We start from the raw sequence: 22,610 nt of genomic DNA, 5'->3' as shown, positions 1-22,610 counted from the left end.
GGAATTGAATGCTGCTGCCGCTCGCCGACGTGCCGCGCTGGCATGCCGACCACAAACCGAGCGGCACCGTTGCCGTGCGGCACGAGGGACGGGAGCTCACCTGGGACGCCCTCGAACGCGGTGCCAACCGGCGCGCGCGCGCCTTTGCCGAGCGGGGCGTCAAAGCCGGCGACTTCGTCGCCATCGGCCTGCCCAACAGCAACGCGTTCTATGAGACGAGCTTTGCAATCTGGAAACTGGGCGCGACACCGACATCGCTCTCGCATCGTCTACCGCGCGGCGAAGTAGCGGCGATCCTGGAGGTCCTGAAACCCGCCCTCGTCGTCGGCGGCGAGCCGGACTGGAACGCCCCGAATGCCCTGCCGCAGGACTTCGTCCCCGAAGGCGTTTCCGACGAACCGCTCGACCGCCCCGTCGCTCGTTACTGGAAGGCGATGACCAGCGGCGGCTCCACGGGGCGTCCCAAGATCATCCTCGACCACCAGCCCGCCGTCGTCGAGCTCGCGGCGCCGGCGCTGCTCGGCATCGAGCCCGGCACGGCGCTGCTCAATCCCGGCCCACTCTATCACAATGCGCCGTTTCTCGTGAGCCACCAGGCGCTGTTCGCGGGCGGCAGCGTCACCGGCCTGAGGAAGTTCGATGCCGAGGAAGCGCTGCGTCTGATCGAGGCGCACAGGCTCGAATGGGTGAACTTCGTGCCCACGATGATGCATCGGATCTGGGCGCTGCCGGAGAGCGTTCGCAACCGCTATGACCTGTCGAGCCTCATGGTCGTCTTCCACATGGCCGCCCCGATGCCGCCCTGGCTCAAGGAAAAGTGGATCGACTGGCTGGGCCCCGAGCGGATCTTCGAGCTCTATGGCGGCACCGAACGCCAGGGCAGCACCGTGATTTCAGGAACCGAATGGCTCGCTCACAAGGGCTCCGTCGGACGGCCCGACCCCGCCGTGTGCCAGATCCGGATCATCGGCGAAGACGGCAAGGACGTGGCGCCCGGTGAAACCGGCGAAATCTACTTCCTGCCCGCCTCCGGTTCCGGCAGCACCTACCACTATCTCGGGGCGAACCCGAAGCGGCGGCAGGATGGCTGGGAATCGATCGGCGACGTCGGACACTTCGATGCCGAGGGCTATCTCTACCTCGGCGACAGGCTGAGCGACATGATCCTGCGCGGCGGCGCCAACATCTATCCGGCGGAGGTCGAAGCGGCCGTGGTGGCACATCCCGACGTGCGCTCCAGCATCGTCGTCGGCTTGCCCGATGCCGAACTCGGCAACCGCCTCCACGCCATCATCGAGATCAGAGAGGATGCCGATCCGCGAAGCGTCATCGACGGCATGGGTCCCCTGCTGGCCGACTTGCTCAGTCGCAACAAGCATCCCGAGAGCTACGAGATCGCCACGGCGAGCCTGCGCGACGATTCCGGCAAGGCACGCCGGACCCTGCTGCGCGACGAGCGGCTGGCCTGGCTCAAAGACGGTCGCGATTTCCGATTGTCTCCACGCCGTTAGATCAAGCTGGCGCCGACGTTGATGGTGAGCGCCAGGATCGCAGTGTTGAATGCAAAGGCCACGATTCCGTGGATGAGGCTGAGCCGGCGCATTGCGTGCGACTCCGTCTCGACGTCGCCGGTCTGCGCCGCGCAGCCGATGACGAAGGAGTAGTAGAGGAAATCCCGGTAGTCGGGCGGGCGGTCGCCGGGAAAACGCAACCCGCCGGGCCCGTCATCGTCGAGCCGGTAGTAGATGTTCGCGTAGTGAAGCGCGAAGACCATGTGCGTGAACGACCATGACAGCACCACGGTGCCGCCGGAAATCAGCAGCGCAAGCCAGAGCGAACCGTGCGGCGTCTTGAGCAGGGCAAGCTCGGCGAAGATCGCGGCAAAGCTCGCCGCCCCGCTCACCACCACGACGAGAATGATCACCCAATCGCCCTCATCGTAGAGTTCGGCTCGGGTCCTGCAGGTCGTGACCGTCGATGTCGATATCATCCGCAGCGTGCTGCCGATGTAGAGCAACGCCATCAGATCCCAGCCGAGCAGGCATCTCGTTTCGATCCGCATGCCGTGAGGCAACAACAGGAACAATGCGAGCCCGGCCACGAAGGACAGCAACAACCTGGGGTGGGCATGGAGGAAACGAGGCGCTCGGAGCTTCATGACCGCACTCTGCCATCTCGGCAGCGCAGGGTAATCGTTGTAATGTTTATGTATAATGCTCTTCACCGCGATGGACCTCGCCGCGACCTTCGTGTTCGCCATCAGCGGCGCGACTCGCGGAGTGCATAAGCGTCTCGATCTGTTCGGTGTCCTGGTGGTCGCCTGGGCGGCAGCGGTCGCAGGCGGCATTGCCCGGGATCTCCTGATCGGCGCCGTGCCACCGGCGGCGATCTCCAACTGGCACTATCTTGCTGCCGCCCTCGCCGCCGGCGTGCTGGGTTTCTTCGCCTCGGATTGGATCGACCGGCTGCGCACCCCCGTCATGCTCTTCGATGCGGCAGGCCTCTGCCTGTTCGCTGTGACCGGCACGCAGAAGGCGTTGGCCTATGGGCTGAACCCGGTCATGGCCGCTGCTCTGGGCCTGGTGACCTGCGTTGGCGGCGGCGTGGCGCGTGACCTGCTCACCTTGCAGGTGCCGACGGTCCTGCGGTCCGAGCTCTATGCGGTGGCAGCCCTCGCCGGAGCGGGGACGGTTGCACTGGGAACATGGCTCGGCCTCCCCAGCCTGCCGGTAGCCCTCGCAGGGGCAGGGCTTTGTCTCTTCCTGCGCCTGATGTCGATCTATCGGGGGTGGCATTTGCCGATTGCGGCGACCAAAACACGGTCTTTTAAAAAAACCGACTAAATTCCAACGCCTGAATCCGCGCCCTGCCCTTGCCGGTCTTGTGGAGGGACGCTAAACATCCGGCCGTCATTTTGTCGCAAGCGGCGTGGGGGAAAAGCAGCATGGCGACGAAGAAGAAAGCATCATCGCCTGGCACTGCTCCTGCGGACAAGGCGGCCAAGAACTTGAACGGCAAGGCAAACCTGGATCGTACCAGCGGTACGCCGGAAGCCAGGGATACCGCACGACTCCTCCTGGAGATCGAGGCGATCCACTGCCGACCCGACAACCCGTATATCTTCACGTCGGGGCGGGCGAGCCCGGTCTACATCGACTGTCGCAAGATCATCTCCTTCCCGGAGGCCCGCGCCAAAATCATGGCGCATGCGCATAAAATGATCGAGAAGTCGATCGGCTGGAGCAAGATCGACGTGGTGGCCGGCGGTGAGACCGCGGGTATCCCATTTGCCGCCTTTCTGGCTGCACTGGCCAAGAAGCCGATGATTTATGTGCGCAAGCAGCCCAAGGGCTTTGGGCGCATGGCGCAGATCGAGGGCGAGCTGAAGCCGGGCAAGCGGGTCCTGCTGGTCGAGGATCTGGCCACCGACGGCGGCAGCAAGCTCGTCTTCATCGAAGCGCTTCGGAAGGCCGAGGCGAAGGTTTCCGACTGTTTCGTGATCTTCCACTACGGAATCTTTCCGCAGAGCATTGAGATGCTGTCTTCCACCGGCGTTAAGCTGCATGCGCTTGCGACTTGGTGGGATGCGCTGGAAGCGGCGGAGAAGCACAAGTACTTCGACGAGAAGGGCCTCACCGAGACCCGTGCCTTCCTCGAAGCGCCAGAGCAGTGGTCGGCCAGCCACGGCGGCCGTCCGCCCTCGTCGCGTCCGACGCTCGGACGGTAAGTTCCGCGTCCGATACTCGGACCGTGAAACAGGGACGCTGATAGAGTCTTTTGCTACGGTGCGGCGGACATGATCCGCCGTTTCCTTGCCGGCCTTCTGGCCCTCGCCGCCCTCGCCGCCACTCCTGCCCATGCCAAGGACGAACTCGTCGTTGCCATGACGCAGATGCCCGGGACCTGGAATCCGGTCATCAGCTCGATGCTGGCCAAGTCGCTGATCGCCAACATGACGGCCCGTCCGCTCACGGCCTACGACGCGGACTGGAAGCTGGTCTGTCTCGCCTGCACCGAACTGCCGACCATCGAGAACGGCAAGGCGCGTGTGATCGACCTGCCCGACGGCAAGAAGGGCATGGAGGTCGACGTCGAGCTGCGCGACCTGCGCTGGGGCGACGGCGTGCCGGTGACGACCAAGGACGTCGCCTTCACCCTCGAAGTCGGCAAGCATCCGCTGTCGGGAGTCGCCTCCTCCGAAGGCTTCAAACGGGTCCTCAAGCTCGACGTCAAAGACGATCATCGCTTCACCATGACGATCGACCGGGTAACCTTCGACTACAACAGCAGCGCCCTGCTTCTGCTGCCGGCGCACATCGAAAAGCCGATCTTCGAGGCGAACCCGGCCGAGTACCGCAACAAGACGGCCTACGACACCCAATCGACCAATCCGGGCCTGGCTTTCGGCCCCTACCGCATCGTCGAGATCGTGCCCGGCAGCCGGATCACCCTGGAACAGAACCCGACCTGGACCGGCGAGAAGCCCTACTTCAAGCGCATTGTCGTGAAGATCATCGAGAACACGGCGGCGCTGGAAGCCAACCTGCTTTCGGGCGGTGTCGACTATGTGCTGGGCGAACTCGGCCTCTCGCTCGACCAGGCGATTGCGTTCGAGAAGCGTCACGGCGTCAAGTACAACGTCATCTACAAGCCCGCGTTGATCTGGGAACACATCGACGTCAATCTCGACAACAAATTGCTGGCCGACAAGCGGGTGCGGCAGGCGATGCTGCTTGCCATCGACCGCAAGGCGATTTCGGAGAAGCTGTTCGACGGCAAGCAGCCGATCGCGCATGGCGGCATCAGCGACCTCGACCCGATGTTCAGCCCGGCGGCGCGGCAGTACGGCTATGATCCCGCTGCCGCCAAGAAGCTGCTCGACGAAGCGGGCTTCTCGACCATCCGCAACAACGTGCGCCAGAACGCGGCGGGCGAACGGTTGTCGATCGAGCTTGGAACGACGGCCGGCAATCGTGTGCGCGAGCTGGTGGCGCAGGTCATCCAGAGCCAGCTTCGGCAGGTCGGCATCGAGGCCCGCATCAAGGCCGAACCGCCCCGCCTCTTCTTCGAAGTGATGAACCGGCGGAACTATAACGGGCTCGGCATGTATGCGTGGGTCCAGCGTCCCGGCGGCGTGCCGCGTTCGACCTTGCATTCCAAGGAAATCCCCACTGCCGAGAACGGGTGGAGCGGCCAGAACTACCCGGGTTACGCCAACCCGCAGATGGACAAGGCGCTCGACGACGCCGAGCGTGAACTCGACGTCGACAAGCGCCGCGCCTTGTTTGCCGAGATCCAGAAGCTCGCGGCCGACGATCTGCCTTCCCTGCCCCTCTTCTTCCGCGTCGATCCCTTCGTGATCCCCAAGGCGCTGAAGGGCGTCACGCCCACCGGCACGCTGAACAGCTCGACGCTCTGGATCGAGCAGTGGCGGTGGGAAGGCCCGTGAGCCCTTGAGGTGAGTCGCTACTTCGTTTCGCGCGCCGTCCAGACAATCTTCACGCTCGCCGTGATGAGCCTGGTCGTCTTCCTGCTGATCGGACTGATGCCGGGCGATCCGATCGATCTGATGATCTCGGGCGACCCCAACATGAAGAGCGAGGACGCAGCCCGACTGCGCGCAGCCTACGGGCTCGATAGGCCGCTGCTCGAACGCTATCTCGCCTGGGCAGGTGAAGCGGTGCAGGGCAATTTCGGTTACTCGCGCTCCTTCGGCCAGCCGGTGCTCACCATCCTCTGGCCGCGCCTCCTCAACACCCTTCTTCTGGCCGGCTCGGCCTTCGTGCTGTCTGTCGCGATCGCCCTGCCTCTGGGCATCTGGGCCGCCGCCCATCCCCGCAGCCGCGCCGACTATCTGATCAATCTCTTCTGCTTCGCCGGCATTTCCACGCCGCCTTTCTGGCTAGCGCTTTTGCTGATCACCCTGTTTGCCGTTTTCCTGGGCTGGCTGCCAGCCGGTGGCATGGCGTATCCGCGCCCCGACACGCCCTGGAGCGTCGCGCTTGCCGAGCAGCTTCGCCACCTCGTGCTGCCGGTAGTGACGCTGACCCTGGTCCAGCTCGGGCCGTACACGCGCTTCATGCGCGGCGCGATGATCGAAGCGCTGCGCCAGGACTACGTCCGCACGGCACGCGCCAAGGGCGCCCCGGAACGGACCGTGCTGTGGCGGCATGCCTTCGCCAACGCGCTGGCTCCCGTGCTCACGATCCTGGCTTTGTCGTTCGGCGGGCTGTTCTCCGGCGCGGTGATCACCGAGACCATGTTCGCCTGGCCGGGCATGGGCAAGGCGATCTATCAGGCGATCCTCGAAAACGACTACAACCTCGCGCTGGTCGGCCTGCTGCTGGCGACAGCAGCCACCATCGCCGGCAATCTGCTGGCCGACCTGGGCTATGCCTGGGTCGATCCGCGTGTCTCGCTGGCGGCAGATCAGCCATGACCCGCGGCTGGAACCGCCTGCGACGCCACCATCTGGCGCGCGCTTCGTTGATCTTCCTGATCGTCATCATGGCGCTATCGCTCGCTGCTCCGCTGATCGCGGAACTCCGGGGCGTCGATCCCACGCAGACCGACCTGTTCCGCCGCTTCGAGCCGCCCTCGGCCGCGTACTGGCTCGGCACCGACGATGTCGGCCGCGACCTCTTCCAGCGCCTGCTCGACGGCGGACGGGTGTCTCTTCTGGTTGGCCTTGCCGGTGCTCTTCTCTCGGGCCTGCTCGGTGCGCTGATCGGCGTCGCGGCCGGCTATCTCGGCGGCCGGCTCGATGCCTTCCTGATGCGCTTCACCGATGGCGTGATCGCCCTGCCCCTGCTGCCGCTGCTGCTCGTGGTGGCCGCCATCGATCCGCGAAAGCTCGGCGTGCCGGCGGAGCTGGCCCAGTCGGAAGCCTTCTCGCTCTATCGCATCGTCGTGATCATCGCCCTTACGGGCTGGACGACGGTCGCGCGACTGGTGCGCGCCGAAACGCTGTCGCTCAAGGCGCGCGACTTCTCGCGGGCCGCGCGGGCGCTGGGTGCCCGGCCTCTACGCATCATGCTGCGCCATATCCTGCCCAATACGGCGGGATCCCTGATCGTTGCCACGACGATCTCGATGGGCACGCTCATCTTGCTCGAGTCGACCCTTTCGTTCCTGGGCCTCGGCATCCAGCCGCCGGCCGCAAGCTGGGGCAATATGCTGACCGGCGCGCAGGAACTCTTGCAGGAAGCACCCTTGCTGGCGCTATGGCCTGGCCTCCTTATTTTCCTGACCGTGATCGCCTTCAATTTCCTTGGAGACGGTCTGCAGGACGCCCTCGACCCCCGAAGCGAGAGACGCTGATGACCGATGCAACATTGAAATCCGCCGAGTTCACCGCACTCAGCAGGCTAACTGCCGACATCGACCTCAATGGAGAGGGCAAGGCCACGGGCTTCGTCCGCGTGCCGCATTCGGTGCACCGCTCTGCCTATGGCTGGATTCCGATCCCCATCGTGCGCATCAAGAACGGCGACGGGCCGAACGTTCTGATGCAGGCCGGCAACCACGGCGACGAATGGGAAGGCCAGATCGGGCTGGGCAACCTGATCCGCAGCATCGAGCCCAAGGACATCAAGGGCCGGCTGGTCATCCTGCCCTCCGCGAACTTTCCCGCCGCCATGGAAGGTCGGCGCACCTCGCCGATCGACGAGGGCAACCTCAACCGCTCCTTCCCGGGCGATGCCGAAGGCACGATCACGCAGCAGATCGCCTACTGGATCGAGCATGCCCTGCTGCCGGGCTTCGATTACGCCTTCGACTTCCATTCCGGCGGCAGCTCCCTCACCTACATTCCAAGCGCGCTGGCGCCGCGCCATCAGGACGCCGCGCGCATGGAGAAAGTCACCGGCCTGCTGAAAGCCTTCGGCGCGCCAGTGAGCTACATCTCCGCCGCCCCCCAGGGCGGCGGCCGCACTTTCACCTCGGCTGCCTATCGCGCAGGCGTGATCGCCATGGGCACGGAGCTGGGCGGCGGCGGACTGGTGACGCCGGGTTCCCTCAAGGTCGCGGAAAGCGGCACGCGGCGCGTGCTGGCCCATGTCGGTTTGCTGCAAGGCCCCGCTCCTGCGCCGTCGCCGACGCGGCTCACGGAAATCGGCGGCGATGACTATTACGTCTACGCCACCGACGGCGGCCTGTTCGAGCCCCTGGTCGAGCTGGGCGATGAGGTAAAGGCCGGTCAACCTGCCGCGCGCATCCACTTCCACCACACGCCGTGGCGCGAACCCGAGGTCGTGCCGTTCAAGCGCGCCGGCCTCGTGCTCTGCAAGCGAGTCCCCGCGCGCTGCGAGCGCGGCGACTGCCTCTTCCATCTCGCCACGGATATCGCAGGCTAGGAAACCTTCTCGGGGAATCGAGCCGCGCCCTCTTCCAACGCGACGCCGGTCGCATTCAGGAAGAACGCTGCCATGTGATAGTAGCCAATAGTCAGGATCAGCTCGACAAGCTGCTCCTCCGGCCATGCAGCAGCCAGCTCCTTCCAGAGCACATCCGAGACCGTCGACGTGTCATGCAGCTCGTCGACGGTGCGGAGCACGAGTTGCTCGCGTGCCGTCCATACGGGATCGTTCCATTTGCCCTCGCGAGTCGCAGTGACCTGCGCATCGGTGAGATCGCAGCTCTCCTGGTAGAGCCGCACGTGCATGCCCCATTCGTATTCCGAACGGGTGCGTGCGCCGGTGCGCATGATGGCGATCTCGCGCTCCCGCGCCGGCAGCTTGCCGCGGAACAGCAGCGTCCCGCCCATCGCCTGGAAGCGCATCAGGAACTTTGGCGAGTGGGCCAATGCTTGCATGAGGTGCCGTGGCGCCGGCCCATCGAAACGCATGCCCTCCATCAACTTCTCGATCTCGGGTTCGTAGGGCCGCGGGCGTGATGGCAGACGGGACATTTGCACTCCTGAAAACGTTTCCAATTCTTCTTGCCAACTCAGATATATGGATCAATATTAAAAGAAATTTTTGATAGGAAATCGTTTCCAAATGGGTCGAATCACGATCCGCGACGTTGCGCAGGCGGCCGGGGTTTCCCTGGGTTCGGCCTCGCGGGCGCTGAACGGCGGCAAGCATGTCAGCGCGCGCATTGCGCGCGACGTGGCGGCGGCCGCCAAGCAGCTCGGCTACGAGCCCGACTTCCTCGCCCGCAGCCTACGTACACGTTCCAGCGGCATGATCGGCTGCCTGGTATCGGACGTGGCCAACCCGCTCTACGCCGGCACTGTCCACGCGGCAGAAGCGCGGCTGCGCGACGCCGGCTATCTGCTGGTCGTCGCCAATACCGCCAACGAACCGGCGCGCGAGCGGGCCGCCGCGGCAGAATTCCGCGGCCGCCGCCTCGATGGCGTCCTCGTCGCTCCCGGCAGCGACGCCAACGACGAAACTTGGCGTGGCCTCGTCGCCGGCGGGTCTCCCGTCGTCATCCTCGATCGCGATGCGCCGGATGGGGATGGCGACGATTCTCCCTGGCCTGCCGTGCTGGTCGACCACCGCGGCGGCGCCCAGGCTGCGACCCGCTACCTGATCGGTCTCGGGCATCGCCGCATTGCGCTACTCACCCCCGGCGCGCGCATGCGGCCGGGTCGCGAACGCATCGCGGGCTTTCAGGCGGCGTTTACCGAGGCTGGTCTCGATCTGGCGGGAGCGATCGTTTCGACGCAGGAATCGTCGATGGATTTTGCGCACGGCGATGCGTTGGCACTGCTGGGTGGGGCCAATCGACCAACGGCGTTGATCGCGCTCGGTACACGCATTCTGGCCGGTGCGCTTCGGGCCGCGCGCGACCTCAACCTCTCCCTGCCAAACGATCTATCCGTTCTGTCGGTCGGCGATACCGATCTGGCAGCGGTTCACGCGCCGGCCATCACGGCGTTGCGCTGGAGCCTGGAAGACGTCGGCCGCGCCGCTGCCGAACTGCTGCTGCAACGCTTGCGTGGCGACGGAGCCGGAGCCGCAACACGCGCCCTGCTGCCTGTCGATCTCGTGCTGCGCGAGTCCTGCGCCGCACCTGCCAAAACCTGAAGGACATCGAGGGGAAGGAAACGATGAAGATGCTTCGCAGAACGATGGCATTTGCCCTGGCCGCAGGGTTTGCCGTGCCGGCATTCGGCCAAGGTGCCGATGCCAACTGGCCGAGCGCCAAGCCCATCAAGATGATCGTGCCGTTTGCCGCGGGCGGCGGCACCGACCTGGTGGCGCGCGCGCTTGCCGAGAAGCTCGGTGCTGCCCTCGGCCAGACCATCATCGTCGACAACAAGCCCGGCGCTTCGGGCGTCATCGCCATGGAGGCCGCCGCCAAGTCGGCGCCCGACGGCTACACGCTGGTGCTGGGCTCGGCCAGCACCGTCGTCGTCAATCCCGCCGTGCTGCCCGACCTTCCCTACGATCCGGTCAAGGACTTCGAGCACCTGGGCGATGTCGGCTCCGGTTCGGTCGTGATGGTCGCCCATCCAGATTTTCCGGTCAAAGATCTGCGTGACGTGATCGCCCTGGCCAAGGCCAAGCCCGGCGAACTGAATTACGGCACCTGGGGCAACGGCTCGACCGGCCATATATGCGCCGAGATGGTGAGGGCAGCGACCGGCATTCAAATGACACATGTCCCCTACAAGGGGGCGGCACCTGTGTTGAACGACATTGCCGCCGGACACATCAAGCTCGGCTTCGCCGACGTACAGTCCGTCGTGCCGATGGCCAAGTCGGGCAAGGTCAAGGTGGTCGCCTCCTGCGCCCGTCGCTCGATCAACTTCCCGGATGTGCCGGGTTACGTGGAGCAGGGCGTGCCGTTCGACTTCGTCTGGCGCTACGACTTGATGGCCCCGGCGAAGACCCCGCAGCCGATCGTCAATCGCCTGCATGCCGAACTGATGAAGGTCCTGGCCCTGCCCGACATCAAAGCGCGCTGGATCGAGTTCGGCATGACCCCGTCGACCATCAGCCCGGCCGAACTCAAGGCGCAGACCGGCCGCGACATCGAAATCCTGACCAAACTGGCGCGCGATGCGGGGGTCCGTCCATGAGCCGCCTGCTGGGTCCCGTCCGTCAGAACGGCTATGTCGTCCACGACATCGAGAAGGCCATGAAATACTGGTCGGAGACCATGGGTGTCGGCCCCTGGTACTACATCGACAAGCCGCCGGTCGAAGCCTTCGAGTACAAGGGGCAGCCCTCGCAGCCCGACATCTCGATTGCTCTCGCCAACTCTGGCCCGCTGCAGATCGAGCTGATCCAGCAGCGCAACGACGCGCCATCGATGTATCGCGACTTCCTTCAGGCGGGCCACGAAGGTCTGCAGCATGTCGCATACTGGACCACCGACTTCGACGGCACGCTCGCCAAGTGCCTCGACGCCGGCTGGCGCATCGGCCATCGCGGCCACATCGGCGCGCGCGGGCGCTTCCTCTACTTCGAAAGCACGGGCCATCCGGGAACGGTGATCGAGCTGTCCGAGATCTCGGGCAACAAGGGCAAGTTCTTCGAGAAAATCGCCCGCGAAGCCGAGAACTGGGACGGCAGCAACCCGATCCGCAGGCTCTGATCGTCATGTCCGATCCCTCCCCGTCCCGGTCGTTGTCCGGACAAGTGGCCGTCGTCACGGGCGCAGCGTCGGGCCTGGGGCTCGCCATCGCCGAACGGTTGACCGAGGAAGGCGCGCAGGTGGCACTGTGGGATCGCGATCCCACAGGCCTCGGGCATGCCAGGGAGAAGATCGGCGCTACGGCACGCGCCATCGTCGCAGACGTCACCGATACGAAAGCCGTGCGAGCTGCCTGGACCAAGACGAAGGAGTCGCTCGGCACACCTTCGATCCTGGTCAACAGCGCCGGCATCCTGGGCCCGAGCGCCGCCTTTGCCGACTATCCGGAAGAAGCGTGGCAGCGGGTGCTCGACGTCAATCTTAATGGCACCTTCCGCTGCTGCCAGGCCGCCGTACCGGACATGGTGGCGGCAGGCTATGGCCGTATCGTCAACATCGCCTCGGTCGCCGGCAAAGACGGCAACCCGTACGTCGCAGGCTACGTCGCCTCGAAGGCAGCGGTGATCGGCCTCACCAAATCGATGGGCAAGGAACTCGCGACCCGCGGTGTGCTGGTCAACGCCATCGCGCCGTCAGCGTCCGAAACCGCGATCTTCGGTGAGCTCACCGACGCCTATCGTGCCCGCCTGATCGCCAACGTGCCGATGGGCCGCTTCGTGGCGCCGCGCGAAATTGCCGAGATGGCGTTATGGCTCGCGTCGTCTGCCTGCAGCTTCTCGACGGGCGCCACTTTCGACATCTCCGGCGGCCGCGCGACGTTCTAGGTCTGGCGGCAGCTCTGGCAGGAGAGCATGGGCGCCGTGCGACGGCCATCCTTTCGTGGCCGTGCTTCGGCATGGCCGCAGACGGAACAGCCATCGATCTCGAAGTCGATCCAGTGCGTGGGCATACCGCAGGCCTCGCAGGGCAGGCCCCGGCGGGACTGAATGGGGCCGAAGCCCGGCGTCCGGCACTTCGGGCACAGACGCTCCAGGCGCTTGGCGAGCTTCCACGACAGCGCCCGTAGCACCTGCATGCGCGTCGGATTGCGATGCGCGCGCATGTCGGCCAGCAGCACCGCCAGGCCGTCGGCCGAGCGGCGCGCCTCGCGATCCATCGCCGCCAGCACTTCGGCCTCCGTCTCCAGGCCCTTGATCGGATGGTCCATGTCGCTGGAGCAGATCACGAACACGCCGTAGCGCGGGAAGCCCATCGCCTTCAGGACGCCCGGAATCGCCGGATCGCCTGCAGGAAAGCGCTGCAGCCGCCAGTTGGTGCGATGCGTCCCCAGCGTCTCGACCAGGCGCAGACCGCGCTTGCGGTCGACGAAGGCCATGATCTCGACGCCGCAGGACGTCAACGGCACGCGCTCGATCGGCCCGTAACTGCCCTCGCTGGCAAGCGCGCAATCGACGTCCATGGTCTTGAAGACCATCTCGGCCTTGATGGCGCAGGTCTCGACCAGCGCGTCGGGCCGCGGCACCTCGCCCGAAAACGTACCGAGCTTGTCGGTATCGAGATCCGGCGCGACCAGGACCTCTGCCCCCAGTACCCGCCGGAAGGCAGGCGCAGCCGCCTGCTCCTTGGCATGAATGGTGGCGAGGCCGACGCGCGCGCCGGCGTAAGGATGATCTAAAACAGCCACGACACAGAGCCGGTTAGAAAGGCTAGACGCTACTCCGCAGCCTGCGGCAGGGCTTCACGGCCGAGCTGCTGCTCGACGAGGGTCGCCCAGTAGGATGCGCCGAGGGGCAGGATCTCGTCGTTGAAGTCGTAGCCGGGATTGTGAACCATGCAGCTGCCGACACCGTCGCCGTTGCCGATCCAGATGTAGCAGCCCGGTTTCTTGAGAAGCATCCAGGCAAAATCCTCACTGCCCATGGCCGGCGTCGGATTGCGGTTCACGTTCTCCAGACCGACCAGCGCCGACGCAGCCTTGGCGGCAAACTCGGTCTCCTGCTCGGAGTTCACGGTGGCCGGATAGCGCCGCTCGTAACGCCAATTGGTGACTTCGGCACCGAAGCCCGCCGCGACGTTGCGCGCGATCTTTTCGATCTGCTTCTCGATCATGTCCTGGACCGGCTTTTTGAACGTGCGGACCGTGCCGCGCAGCACGCATTCCTGCGGGATGACGTTCCAGGTATCGCCGGCATGGATCTGCGTCGTCGAGACGACGGCTGTGTCCATCGGATCGAGGTTGCGCGCCACGATCGACTGCAGCGCCGTCACGATGTGCGAACCGACCACGACCGGGTCGATGCCGTGATGGGGCATGGCGCCGTGCGCACCGACGCCTTTCACGACGATCTCGAAAATATCGTAGGCCGCCATCATCGGGCCGGGACGGACGGCAAAGCGGCCGACCGGGATGCCCGGAATATTGTGCATGCCGTACACGCCTTCGACGGGGAACTTCTCGAACAGCCCCTCCTCGACCATGACGCGGCCACCGCCTTCGTTCTCTTCGGCCGGCTGGAAGATGAAGTAGACCGTACCGTCGAAGTTCTTGGTCTCCGCGAGATACTTGGCGGCACCCAGCAGCATCACCGTGTGGCCGTCATGGCCGCAGGCATGCATCTTGCCGGGAATCGTCGACTTGTGGTCGAACTGGTTGGTCTCGTGAACGTCGAGCGCATCCATGTCGGCACGCAGGCCGATAGCCCGCTTCGACGTCCCGCTGCGCAGGATGCCGACCACGCCCGTCTTGGCCAGGCCGCGATGCACTTCGAGGCCGAACGACTTCAACTTCTCGGCTACGACATCGGCAGTCCGCACTTCCTCGAAGGCCGTCTCAGGGTGGCTGTGGATGTCGTGACGCCACGCCGTCATGTCTTTGTGGAACGAGGCAATGCGGTTGATGACCGGCATCTAAAATCTCCGAAATAAGTTCGAATGGATCGTAAGCAGGCGCGGCAGGGGGTCAAGCTTCCTCGGCATGCGTCGACGCACACCCTGTCGTGCAAGAAGACGGACCGACAAGAGACAGCGGCGTCAGTAGCTGCGGTCTTCGACCGGCAGCCTGCCCTCTTCGATCGCGTGGCACGCGACCGTGCCGCCCTCGATCGGCAGCGCCTTGGGCCGTTCGGCCTTGCAGCGATCGTTGGCGAAGGGACAGCGAGGATGGAAGGTGCAACCCGATGGCGGGTTGATGGGACTGGGCACTTCACCGGCGACCGGGCTGCGCTGGCGGCCGGTCATGTCGAGATCGGGGATCGTATCGAGCAACATCCGCGTATAGGGATGCTTGGGCCGACGGAACAGCGTCTCGGTCGGCGCGACCTCGACCAGGCGGCCAAGATACATCACGCCCACCCGCGTGGAGATATGATAGACGACCGCGAGGTTGTGCGAAATGAAGAGATAGGTGAGCTGCAGACGCCGCTGCAGATCGACCATCAGGTTCAAAATCTGCGCCTGCACCGACACGTCGAGCGCCGAGGTGGGCTCGTCGCACACCAGAAACTCCGGCTGGCTCGCGAGTGCGCGGGCGATGGAGATACGCTGGCGCTGGCCGCCCGAGAATTCGTGCGGATACTTGCGGCCATCGGCAGGCGTCAGGCGGACCTGGCGCAGCAGGTCGCCAACCTGCTTTTCCAGGTCGGCGCGATCCTTGGAAAGGCCGAAGGCACGGATCGGCTCGGCAATGATGTCGAACACCCGCCAGCGCGGATTGAGGCTGGCATAGGGGTCCTGGAAGATCATCTGCATGCGCCGCTTGAGCGAGGCCGTCTCCGCCCTGCTGCGCCGCGACGCCATGTCGTTGCCGTCGAACTCGATACGGCCATCGGTCGGCGGGAAAAGCCCCACCACCAGCCGTGCCACCGTCGACTTGCCGCAACCGGATTCGCCCACCAGCGAGAAGGTTTCGCCTTTGGCGATCTCGATATCGATGCCGTCGACGGCCTGCACGATCTGCCGCGGCTTGCCTTCGAGCGCACGCACCAGCCAGGGCGGCGACACGTCGAAGTAGCGCTTCAGCCCTTCGAGCTGGACGAAATAGTTCTGGCTGCCATCAGGCATCGACCATCTCCTTCGAGACGGCTTGGCCAACCCCACCGGCATCGTGTCGCCAGCAGGCTGCGCGGCTCGCCCCGGCCGCCATCAGCTCCGGCCGCTCCACGAGGCAGCGCGCGCCGTGCACGGTGCAGCGTGGATTGAACGCGCACCCCTTGGGAATTTCGGTGAGCCGCGGCATGGCGCCGTCGATCTGGGTCAACCGCTCGTGGCGCACGCCGAGGCTCGGGATCGAGCCCATCAGCCCCTTGGTGTAGGGATGCTGTGCGTGCTTGACCACGTCGCGCACCGGGCCGATTTCGGCAACGCGGCCGGCATACATCACCGCCACACGGTCGGCAGTCTCGGCGATCACGCCCATGTCGTGAGTCACCAGCATCACCGCCGTCTGATGTTCGCGGCAAAGACGCTTCAGGAGCGCGATGATCTGCGCCTGGATGGAAACGTCGAGGGCCGTCGTGGGCTCGTCGGCCACGATCAGCCGCGGGCCTGCGCACAAGGCAAGAGCGATCACCACCCTCTGGCGCATGCCGCCGGAAAACTGGTGCGGATAGTGATCGATACGCATCTCCGCACCGGGAATGCCGACCTCCTTAAGGAGATCGATCGCACGGGTTCGCGCGGCCGCATTCGAAAGCGAGAGATGTGTCTGGATCGTCTCGATGAGCTGGCGCCCCACCGAGTAGAGCGGATTGAGGCTGGTCAGCGGATCCTGGAAGATGGCGCCGATGCGCGCACCTCGGATCTTGCGCATTTCCTCGTAGGGCAGATTGTCGATGCGTCGTCCTTCGAGCCTGATCTCGCCGCCGGCGATGCGGCCCGGCGGCTCGAGCAGTCCGATGATGGCATTGCCGGTCAACGACTTGCCGGCGCCGGACTCTCCCACCACCCCCAGCACCTCGCCCGGTGCGATGTCGAACGACACGTCGTCGACGGCCAGCAGGGTCCCGCGGCGCGTCGGGAATTCGACGCGGAGGTTGCGAACCTCGAGAAGTGGCGGATTGTTCGATGCGGCGGCCATCTCGCGTCCAACCTCAACGCAGTTTGGGATTGAGGGCGTCGCGCAGCCAGTCGCCCAGAAGATTGACCGCAAGCACGAGGGCCGCGAGCGTGACACCGGGGAACACAGTGATCCACCAGTCGCCCGACTGCAGCACTTCGTTGCCGAGCCGGATCAGAGTGCCGAGCGACGGCTCGGTCGAGGGCAGCCCGACGCCCAGGAACGAGAGCGTCGCCTCGGTGATGATGGCGAGGCCGAGATTAATGGTGGCGATGACGAGGACCGGCCCGGTGACGTTGGGCAGGACGTGGCGGACCATGATCACCAGCGGCGACAAGCCGATCACCCTCGCCGCCTGCACGTATTCCTTGTTCTTCTCGACCAGCACCGAGCCGCGCACGGTGCGGGCATACTGGACCCAGAAGGAAAGCCCGATGGCGCCAACGATAACGAACAGGGCGATCTCATCGTGGCGCTGCACGGAGATCACCGTGCGCACGACACCGTCGATCAGCAACGCCACCAGAATGGCCGGAAAGGTGAGCTGCACATCGGCGATGCGCATGATCACCGCATCGATGGTGCCGCCGAAATAGCCGCTGAGCAGGCCGAGCGTGATGCCGAGGGTCATGGCGACCACCACCGAGGCGATGCCGACGACCAGGGAAAGTCGCGTGCCATACATGATCGACGAAAGGATGTCCCTGCCCTGGTCGTCCGTACCGAGCGGAAAGGTCCAGTCACCATCGGACGAGATCAGCACGGGCGGTTTCAGCCCGTCGCTGAGACTCAAGGTTGCCGGATCGAAGGGCGTATGCGGCGCCAGGATCGGCGACAGGAAGGCAATGGCGACGATCAGGATGGTGGCGACCGCAGCCGTCACGGTCAGCGGCGAGGACTTGAAGCTCCACCAGACGTCGCTGTCCGTCATGCGGTGCAGCCAGCCGGGCGATGCCCCGGATCGTGCCGATGAATCAGCCATGTCAGTGTCCCGCGGCGCGCGCCGTGCCCTGCGCGCGCAGGCGCGGGTCGACGGCGAAGTAGAGAAGATCGACGGTCAGGTTGATCAGCACGAAGAGAAGGCCGATCAGCATCAGGTAGGCCGCCATTACCGGAATATCGGAGAACTGGACGGACTGGATGAAGAGCTGGCCCACGCCGGGCCAGGCGAAGACCGTCTCGGTGACGATGGCGAAGGCGATCAGAGCGCCGAGCTGCAGGCCCGTCACGGTGATGACCGGCACCAGCGTGTTCTTCAGGGCGTGGCCGAAGTTGATGGCCCGATTGGAAAGGCCGCGGGCGCGCGCGAACTTGATGTAGTCGGTGCGCATCACCTCCAGCATTTCCGAGCGCACAAGGCGCATCAGAAGGGTGAGCTGGAACAGGCCGAGCGTGATCGATGGCAGGATCAGCGCCTGCAATCCCTTCACCGTCAGGAAGTTGGTCGTCCACCAGCCGATCTGCACCGTCTCCCCTCGCCCGAACGAGGGCAGCCAATGGAGCCAGACGGCAAAGACCAGGATCAGCAGGATGCCGATCAGGAAGGTGGGTAAGGAGATGCCGATCAGGGATACGGCCTGGAACAGCCGGCTCGACCAGTGATTGGGATAGAGGCCAGTATAGACGCCCATCGGGACGCCGACGAACAGAGCAAACAGGGCGGCGCAGAAGGAAAGTTCGAGTGTCGCCGGCATTCGCTCGACGATCATGCTGCCGACCGGCTCGGAGGTCCGGTAGCTCAGGCCGAACTTGCCCTGCACGGCATTGCCGATGAAACGAACGAACTGGACGGGGGGAGGATCGTTGAGGCCGAGCTTCTCGCGTAGCGCCTCGCGTTCCTGGGCCGGCGTATCCTGCCCGACCATCGCGTTGATCGGATCGCCGACGTAACGAAACAGAGAAAAAGCGACCAGCCCGACCGTCAGTAGCACCGCGATCGATTGCAAGAGTCGTCTCAGAATGAAGGCAAGCATACGTTGTCTTTTTTATTCGGCGCCAGCGCCCCTGCGCGCGGGATCATCCCTAGCAGGATTAAGGCCAAAAATGAAGTAGCGCCGGGGTTCGCCCCCCGGCGCTGCATCATCGATTGGCGGAGATTGCGCCACTCGTGAGAGTAGCGCGCACCCTGCTACTTGATGGTCACGTACCGCAGCGGGAAGCTGTTGTCCGCAGGCTGCACGAGGTTGATGTTCTTGCGCGATGCCCAGACCAGCGCCTGCTGGTGCAGCGGAACGTAGGCGAAGTCGTCGACGTAGATCTTCGTGGCTTCGCGGATCAGGGCATCGCGCTTGGCCTTGTCGGTCTCGACTTCGATGGCGTTGGAGAGTTCGTCGAACTTCTTGCTCGAATAGCCGCCGGCGTTATAGAGGCCCTTCTTGGCCTTCACGTTCGGCGTCTGGATGATCTGCTCGAAGACATTGTGCACGTCGTAGGTCGTCGCCGGCGACCAGCCCAGCATGTAGAAGCTGGTGTTGCTCGGCTTGCCGTCCGCCGTGCTACGCAAGATCTTGGCGAAGTAGAGGTTACGCGTCTGGGCGCGCAGGTTCACCTTCACACCGATCTTCGCCAGCATCGAGACGACGGCCTGACAGATCTTCTCGTCGTTGACGTAGCGATCGTTCGGGCAATCCATGCCGACCTCGAAGCCGTTGGGATAGCCGGCATCGGCCAGCATCTTCTTGGCTTCCTCGGGCTTCAGCAGCGCCGGACGCTTGTCGAGATCCTTCGTGTAGCCGTTGATGCCCGGCGCCACCATCAGGTTGGTCGGGAACGACTGGCCACGCATCACCGTGCGCTTGATCGCGTCGACGTCGATCGAGCGATGGATCGCCTCACGGACCTTCTTGTCCTTGAACGGGTTCTTGCCCTTGACGTTGGACTCCACGAGCTCGTCGCGCTCCTGGTCGAAGCCCAGGAAGACGATGCGGGTTTCCGGCCCTTCGAGGACCTTGATGTTGGCGTCCTTCTTGAGGTTGTCGGTATCGGCCGGCGGCACCTCGTAGGTCATGTCGATATCGCCCGCCTTCAGCGCCGCAATGCGGGTCGCAGCGTTCGGCACCGGCGTGAAGATCACCTCGGTGAGGTTGTGCTCCGGCTTGTCCCACCAGGTGGGATTGGCGACGAGAATCGTCTTCTCGCCTGCGCGGCGCTCCTTCAGCATGAAGGGGCCGGTGCCCATGGCATTGCGGGTCGCGAAGTTCTCTTCGTTCTTGATCATGTCCGCCGGCTGCAAGGCGTTGTTCTTCTCCGCCCAGGCCTTGGACATGATGCTGATCGACGCCCACTTGTCGGCAAGCAGCGGATCGGGAACGCTCGTCGTCACTTCGACGCGGTAGTCGTTGATCTTCTTGATCTCCTTCATCGAGGAGAAGTTGCCGTTGACGTTCGAGCCCGGGCCGTTGGCGCGGTTGATCGAGAAGATCACGTCGTCGGCGGTGAACGGCGTGCCATCGCTGAACTTTACGCCTTCGCGCAGGTCGAAGAACCAGCTCGTCGGGCTCGTCTGCCCCCACTTGGTCGCGAGCGCCGGCTCGAGCTTCAACTCCTTGTTACGGCGCACCAGCGGGTCGTAGATGTTCGCGGTGAAGGTCAGCAGGAAGGTTTCCTGCCGGGCGTAGGGGTCCATCGAGCTGACATCGCCCGAATTGGCCCACTTGAAGGTCTTGGCGTTGGCCATCGGCGCAAACGCCGCGCTCGCGCAGACGAGCGCCGTCAGCGCCACTGTATGCCGCAGATTGAAATGCATCAGAACTTACCCCCTCAGTGGTCGTCGTCACTGCCGCAGGGGCAACCTCCCCGGCCGCCAACCCATGCGTGGACGCATATCTTGTTCACGTTGCACCCGCCATGAGACGGCGTCAATTGCACAAAAAATTTGCATGTCCAGATAGAGTGAACTTAGGCCTCAGGCGGGCTATCGTGGCCAAATTCACAGTATTAGGGGTACGGCCATGAACGACGTTTCTCGCAGCTTCCGCGGCAATTCCAATGCTTCGCGGGATATCGCACACCATCTGCACCCCTATACCAATTTCAAGAAGCACGAGGCGACGGGTCCGCTGACCATCGTGCGCGGTCGCGGCGTCTACGTGATGGACGACGACGGCAAGGAATACATCGAGGGCATGGCGGGTCTCTGGTCGGCCGCACTCGGCTTCAGCAACGAGCGGCTGGCGACGGTCGCCTACGAGCAGATGAAGCAGCTGCCCTTCTATCACGCCTTCAACCAGCGCAGCCACGAGCCCGCGATCAACCTCGCGGAGAAGCTCAAGTCGATGGCGCCGGTCCCGATGTCGAAGGTGTTCTTCGCCAACTCCGGCTCCGAGGCCAACGACACCGTCGTGAAGATGGTGTGGTACATGAACAACGCGCTCGGCCGTCCGAAGAAGAAGAAGATCGTCGGCCGCCTCAAGGGCTATCACGGCATCACCGTGGCGTCGGGCAGCCTCACCGGCCTTCCGACCAACCACCGCTCCTTCGACCTGCCGATCCAGGGCATCGTCCACACGAGCTGCCCGCACTTCTACCGTTTCGGCAAGGACGGTGAGACCGAGGAGCAGTTCGCGACGCGCTGCGCCGAGGAACTCGAGCAGCTCATCATCAAGGAAGGCGGCGCCGACGAGGTTGCCGCGATGATCGCCGAGCCGGTGATGGGCGCAGGTGGCGTGATCGTCCCGCCCAAGGGCTACTACGAGAAGATCCAGGCGGTCTGCAAGAAGTACGACATGCTGTTCATCGCCGACGAGGTGATCTGCGGCTTCGGTCGGACCGGCAATGTCTGGGGCAGCCAGACGATGGGCATCAAGCCGGACATCCTGACCTGCGCCAAGGCCCTGTCGGCGTCGTTCCTGCCGATCTCGGCCGTGATGATCAACGAGGCCGTCTACCAGGCGCTGATGAGCGAGAGCGACAAGATCGGCACCTGGGGCCACGGCTTCACCTACTCCGGCCATCCCGTCGCTGCCGCCGTCGCGCTGGAGGCGCAGAAGATCTACGACGAGACCGACCTGTTCGGCCATGCCAAGCGCCTCAGCCCCGCCTTCCAGAAGCACGTCCAGTCGTTCGCTAATCATCCGCTGGTCGGCGAGGCGATGAGCGTCGGCATGATGGGCGCGATCGAGATCGTGGCCGACAAGAAGACCAAGGCGCCGTTCGAGATCGGTGCCGTCGGTGCCGCCGGCACCAAGGTCTACAATCACGCCGTCTCGCGCGGCCTGTTCATCCGCAACATGGGTGACCGTGTCGCGATCTGTCCGCCGCTGGTGATCAACGAGACCGAGCTCGCCGACCTGTTCGGCCGTCTCCACGAGGCCTTCGACGCGACCTTGGCCGAACTCAAGTCCGAAGGCCACTTCAAGGGCTGAGATGACCTTCAGCCCAGATAGCGCTGGCGCAGTATCCGGCGGAACGCTGCCGTCGGGCACGTACCGCCACATACGCACCGGCGTTGTCTGGGCGCTGGTTCTTTTCGCGATTGCCATCGTGCCGATCGTCATTGCGACGCTCGGCATGGTGAACAACAGCTCCATCCATCTTCCACTGCTGTTCGCCGTGTCATTGTGGGCGCTGGGCACTCTGGTCGCCTTGTGGGCCGCTCTGCCGGCCCTGCGCCACTGGAGCACCCTGCCCCGCGAAGTGCGCTCGTTGGCCATCACCCCGCTTCTCTGCATTGGCTTGCCCCAGGCCGTCGCGTTGCTCGTGCTTTGGCTTTGACTGAACCGCCGTTCGGCACGGGCCGCCGCATCCGCAACCGGGCTATCTGGGCCGTCGCCCTGTTCGGCGCCTCGATCGCGCCGGCCATCATCGGGCTCGGAGTCGCAACGGCGACCGAAGATCAGATCAACACCGCCCAGCCGTTGGCCCTGCTGTTCTGGGCCGTAGGCCTGCTCTTCGCGCTGTGGGCCGCCGTTCCGGCGTTGCGATATTGGGACGGCCTGCCGGCCCAGACACGTTGGCTCGGCACACTTCCCCTTCTCTCGGTTTCCCTGTTCCTGAGCGTGGCGCTGGTCGTACCATTGCTGATGTGATCTGCGAGCGATTCGCAACTGGACCGCGCGCCCGCGACTAA

23 protein-coding genes are annotated in these 22,610 nt (G+C 64.6%); 14 read left to right on the top strand and 9 right to left on the bottom strand.

Going from position 1 to position 22,610, the window contains the following annotated elements; genetic code table 11:
- Nucleotides 1–8 precede the first annotated feature (8 nt).
- Entirely contained in the window at nucleotides 9–1,511 is a 1,503-nt protein-coding gene (locus tag BN60_RS06745; protein ID WP_020695248.1) for an AMP-binding protein, read from the top strand.
- On the opposite strand, the gene BN60_RS06740 is transcribed toward BN60_RS06745, so the two are convergent.
- Nucleotides 1,508–2,158 carry a DUF1345 domain-containing protein gene (locus BN60_RS06740; RefSeq protein WP_020695247.1) on the bottom strand — a complete coding sequence of 217 codons (651 nt, stop codon included), beginning with the start codon at nucleotides 2,156–2,158 and terminating at the stop codon, nucleotides 1,508–1,510. The two genes, BN60_RS06745 and BN60_RS06740, sit on opposite strands and share 4 nt — an antisense overlap.
- A 55-nt stretch (nucleotides 2,159–2,213) precedes the next feature.
- Here BN60_RS06740 and BN60_RS06735 point away from each other — a divergent pair, with 55 nt between their 5' ends.
- The 6 genes from BN60_RS06735 (at nucleotide 2,214) to BN60_RS06710 (ending at nucleotide 8,354) form a co-directional block, all read left to right on the top strand.
- A complete protein-coding gene (locus BN60_RS06735; protein ID WP_020695246.1) occupies nucleotides 2,214–2,843 on the top strand; it encodes a trimeric intracellular cation channel family protein in 630 nt (209 codons plus the stop codon).
- 101 nt (nucleotides 2,844–2,944) lie between these two features.
- Nucleotides 2,945–3,727, top strand: a complete 783-nt coding sequence (locus BN60_RS06730) for an orotate phosphoribosyltransferase (RefSeq protein ID WP_020695245.1) — start codon at nucleotides 2,945–2,947, stop codon at nucleotides 3,725–3,727.
- A gap of 69 nt (nucleotides 3,728–3,796) precedes the next feature.
- Nucleotides 3,797–5,449 (top strand): peptide ABC transporter substrate-binding protein, encoded by a 1,653-nt coding sequence (locus BN60_RS06725; protein ID WP_020695244.1) that lies wholly within the window; start codon nucleotides 3,797–3,799, stop codon nucleotides 5,447–5,449.
- 9 nt (nucleotides 5,450–5,458) lie between these two features.
- Nucleotides 5,459–6,439 (top strand): ABC transporter permease, encoded by a 981-nt coding sequence (locus BN60_RS06720; protein WP_020695243.1) that lies wholly within the window; start codon nucleotides 5,459–5,461, stop codon nucleotides 6,437–6,439.
- A complete protein-coding gene (locus BN60_RS06715) occupies nucleotides 6,436–7,320 on the top strand; it encodes an ABC transporter permease (protein ID WP_020695242.1) in 885 nt (294 codons plus the stop codon). The genes BN60_RS06720 and BN60_RS06715 overlap by 4 nt, the downstream gene beginning before the upstream one ends.
- Nucleotides 7,320–8,354: a succinylglutamate desuccinylase/aspartoacylase family protein gene (locus BN60_RS06710; RefSeq protein WP_020695241.1), complete on the top strand. Its 1,035-nt coding sequence runs from the start codon at nucleotides 7,320–7,322 to the stop codon at nucleotides 8,352–8,354. The genes BN60_RS06715 and BN60_RS06710 overlap by 1 nt, the downstream gene beginning before the upstream one ends.
- Here BN60_RS06710 and BN60_RS06705 read toward each other — a convergent pair.
- Nucleotides 8,351–8,908 carry a carboxymuconolactone decarboxylase family protein gene (locus tag BN60_RS06705; protein WP_020695240.1) on the bottom strand — a complete coding sequence of 186 codons (558 nt, stop codon included), beginning with the start codon at nucleotides 8,906–8,908 and terminating at the stop codon, nucleotides 8,351–8,353. The genes BN60_RS06710 and BN60_RS06705 overlap by 4 nt on opposite strands.
- A gap of 91 nt (nucleotides 8,909–8,999) precedes the next feature.
- Between BN60_RS06705 and BN60_RS06700 the strand changes: the two genes are divergently transcribed.
- The 4 genes from BN60_RS06700 to BN60_RS06685 are packed head-to-tail and all read left to right on the top strand — an operon-like array spanning nucleotide 9,000 to nucleotide 12,314.
- The gene (locus BN60_RS06700) at nucleotides 9,000–10,034 is read left to right on the top strand and encodes a LacI family DNA-binding transcriptional regulator (RefSeq protein WP_020695239.1); all 1,035 of its coding nucleotides are present in this window, start codon (nucleotides 9,000–9,002) and stop codon (nucleotides 10,032–10,034) included.
- A gap of 29 nt (nucleotides 10,035–10,063) precedes the next feature.
- Nucleotides 10,064–11,032, top strand: a complete 969-nt coding sequence (locus tag BN60_RS06695) for a Bug family tripartite tricarboxylate transporter substrate binding protein (protein ID WP_177324772.1) — start codon at nucleotides 10,064–10,066, stop codon at nucleotides 11,030–11,032.
- On the top strand, nucleotides 11,029–11,550 hold the full coding sequence (locus BN60_RS06690) for a VOC family protein (RefSeq protein ID WP_020695237.1): 522 nt from the start codon (nucleotides 11,029–11,031) through the stop codon (nucleotides 11,548–11,550). Before BN60_RS06695 ends, BN60_RS06690 begins: the two co-directional genes overlap by 4 nt.
- Before the next feature lie 5 nt (nucleotides 11,551–11,555).
- A complete protein-coding gene (locus tag BN60_RS06685) occupies nucleotides 11,556–12,314 on the top strand; it encodes an SDR family NAD(P)-dependent oxidoreductase (protein WP_043283690.1) in 759 nt (252 codons plus the stop codon).
- On the opposite strand, the gene BN60_RS06680 is transcribed toward BN60_RS06685, so the two are convergent.
- The 7 genes from BN60_RS06680 to BN60_RS06650 all read right to left on the bottom strand — a co-directional run bounded on the left by BN60_RS06680 (nucleotide 12,311) and on the right by BN60_RS06650 (nucleotide 20,288).
- Complete coding sequence (locus BN60_RS06680) at nucleotides 12,311–13,174, bottom strand: DUF6671 family protein (protein WP_020695235.1); 864 nt, start codon at nucleotides 13,172–13,174, stop codon at nucleotides 12,311–12,313. The genes BN60_RS06685 and BN60_RS06680 overlap by 4 nt on opposite strands.
- A 29-nt stretch (nucleotides 13,175–13,203) precedes the next feature.
- On the bottom strand, nucleotides 13,204–14,397 hold the full coding sequence (locus BN60_RS06675; protein ID WP_020695234.1) for a M20 aminoacylase family protein: 1,194 nt from the start codon (nucleotides 14,395–14,397) through the stop codon (nucleotides 13,204–13,206).
- Between the two features lie 123 nt (nucleotides 14,398–14,520).
- Nucleotides 14,521–15,549: an ABC transporter ATP-binding protein gene (locus tag BN60_RS06670; protein ID WP_020695233.1), complete on the bottom strand. Its 1,029-nt coding sequence runs from the start codon at nucleotides 15,547–15,549 to the stop codon at nucleotides 14,521–14,523.
- Nucleotides 15,542–16,564, bottom strand: a complete 1,023-nt coding sequence (locus BN60_RS06665; RefSeq protein ID WP_020695232.1) for an ABC transporter ATP-binding protein — start codon at nucleotides 16,562–16,564, stop codon at nucleotides 15,542–15,544. The genes BN60_RS06670 and BN60_RS06665 overlap by 8 nt, the downstream gene beginning before the upstream one ends.
- Nucleotides 16,565–16,577: 13 nt before the next feature.
- Nucleotides 16,578–17,525, bottom strand: a complete 948-nt coding sequence (locus tag BN60_RS06660) for an ABC transporter permease (protein WP_051150096.1) — start codon at nucleotides 17,523–17,525, stop codon at nucleotides 16,578–16,580.
- A 1-nt stretch (nucleotide 17,526) separates the two neighbouring features.
- Nucleotides 17,527–18,516, bottom strand: coding sequence for an ABC transporter permease (locus BN60_RS06655; RefSeq protein WP_020695230.1), 990 nt, complete (start codon nucleotides 18,514–18,516; stop codon nucleotides 17,527–17,529).
- Nucleotides 18,517–18,671: 155 nt separating this feature from the next.
- Nucleotides 18,672–20,288, bottom strand: coding sequence for an ABC transporter substrate-binding protein (locus BN60_RS06650; RefSeq protein WP_020695229.1), 1,617 nt, complete (start codon nucleotides 20,286–20,288; stop codon nucleotides 18,672–18,674).
- A 205-nt stretch (nucleotides 20,289–20,493) separates the two neighbouring features.
- Between BN60_RS06650 and BN60_RS06645 the strand changes: the two genes are divergently transcribed.
- From BN60_RS06645 to BN60_RS06635, 3 genes are read left to right on the top strand one after another with little or no spacing between them, the layout of a single operon-like run.
- On the top strand, nucleotides 20,494–21,906 hold the full coding sequence (locus BN60_RS06645; RefSeq protein ID WP_020695228.1) for an aspartate aminotransferase family protein: 1,413 nt from the start codon (nucleotides 20,494–20,496) through the stop codon (nucleotides 21,904–21,906).
- A gap of 1 nt (nucleotide 21,907) precedes the next feature.
- Entirely contained in the window at nucleotides 21,908–22,255 is a 348-nt protein-coding gene (locus tag BN60_RS06640; protein ID WP_020695227.1) for a hypothetical protein, read from the top strand.
- A complete protein-coding gene (locus BN60_RS06635; RefSeq protein WP_020695226.1) occupies nucleotides 22,252–22,569 on the top strand; it encodes a hypothetical protein in 318 nt (105 codons plus the stop codon). The genes BN60_RS06640 and BN60_RS06635 overlap by 4 nt, the downstream gene beginning before the upstream one ends.
- Nucleotides 22,570–22,610 lie beyond the last annotated feature (41 nt).

The sequence above is a fragment of the Reyranella massiliensis 521 genome (genome assembly GCF_000312425.1).
Taxonomy (GTDB): Bacteria; Pseudomonadota; Alphaproteobacteria; order Reyranellales; family Reyranellaceae; genus Reyranella; species Reyranella massiliensis.
Note: the sequence above shows the minus strand (reverse complement) of the source record. Positions and strands in the feature narration are given on the sequence as shown.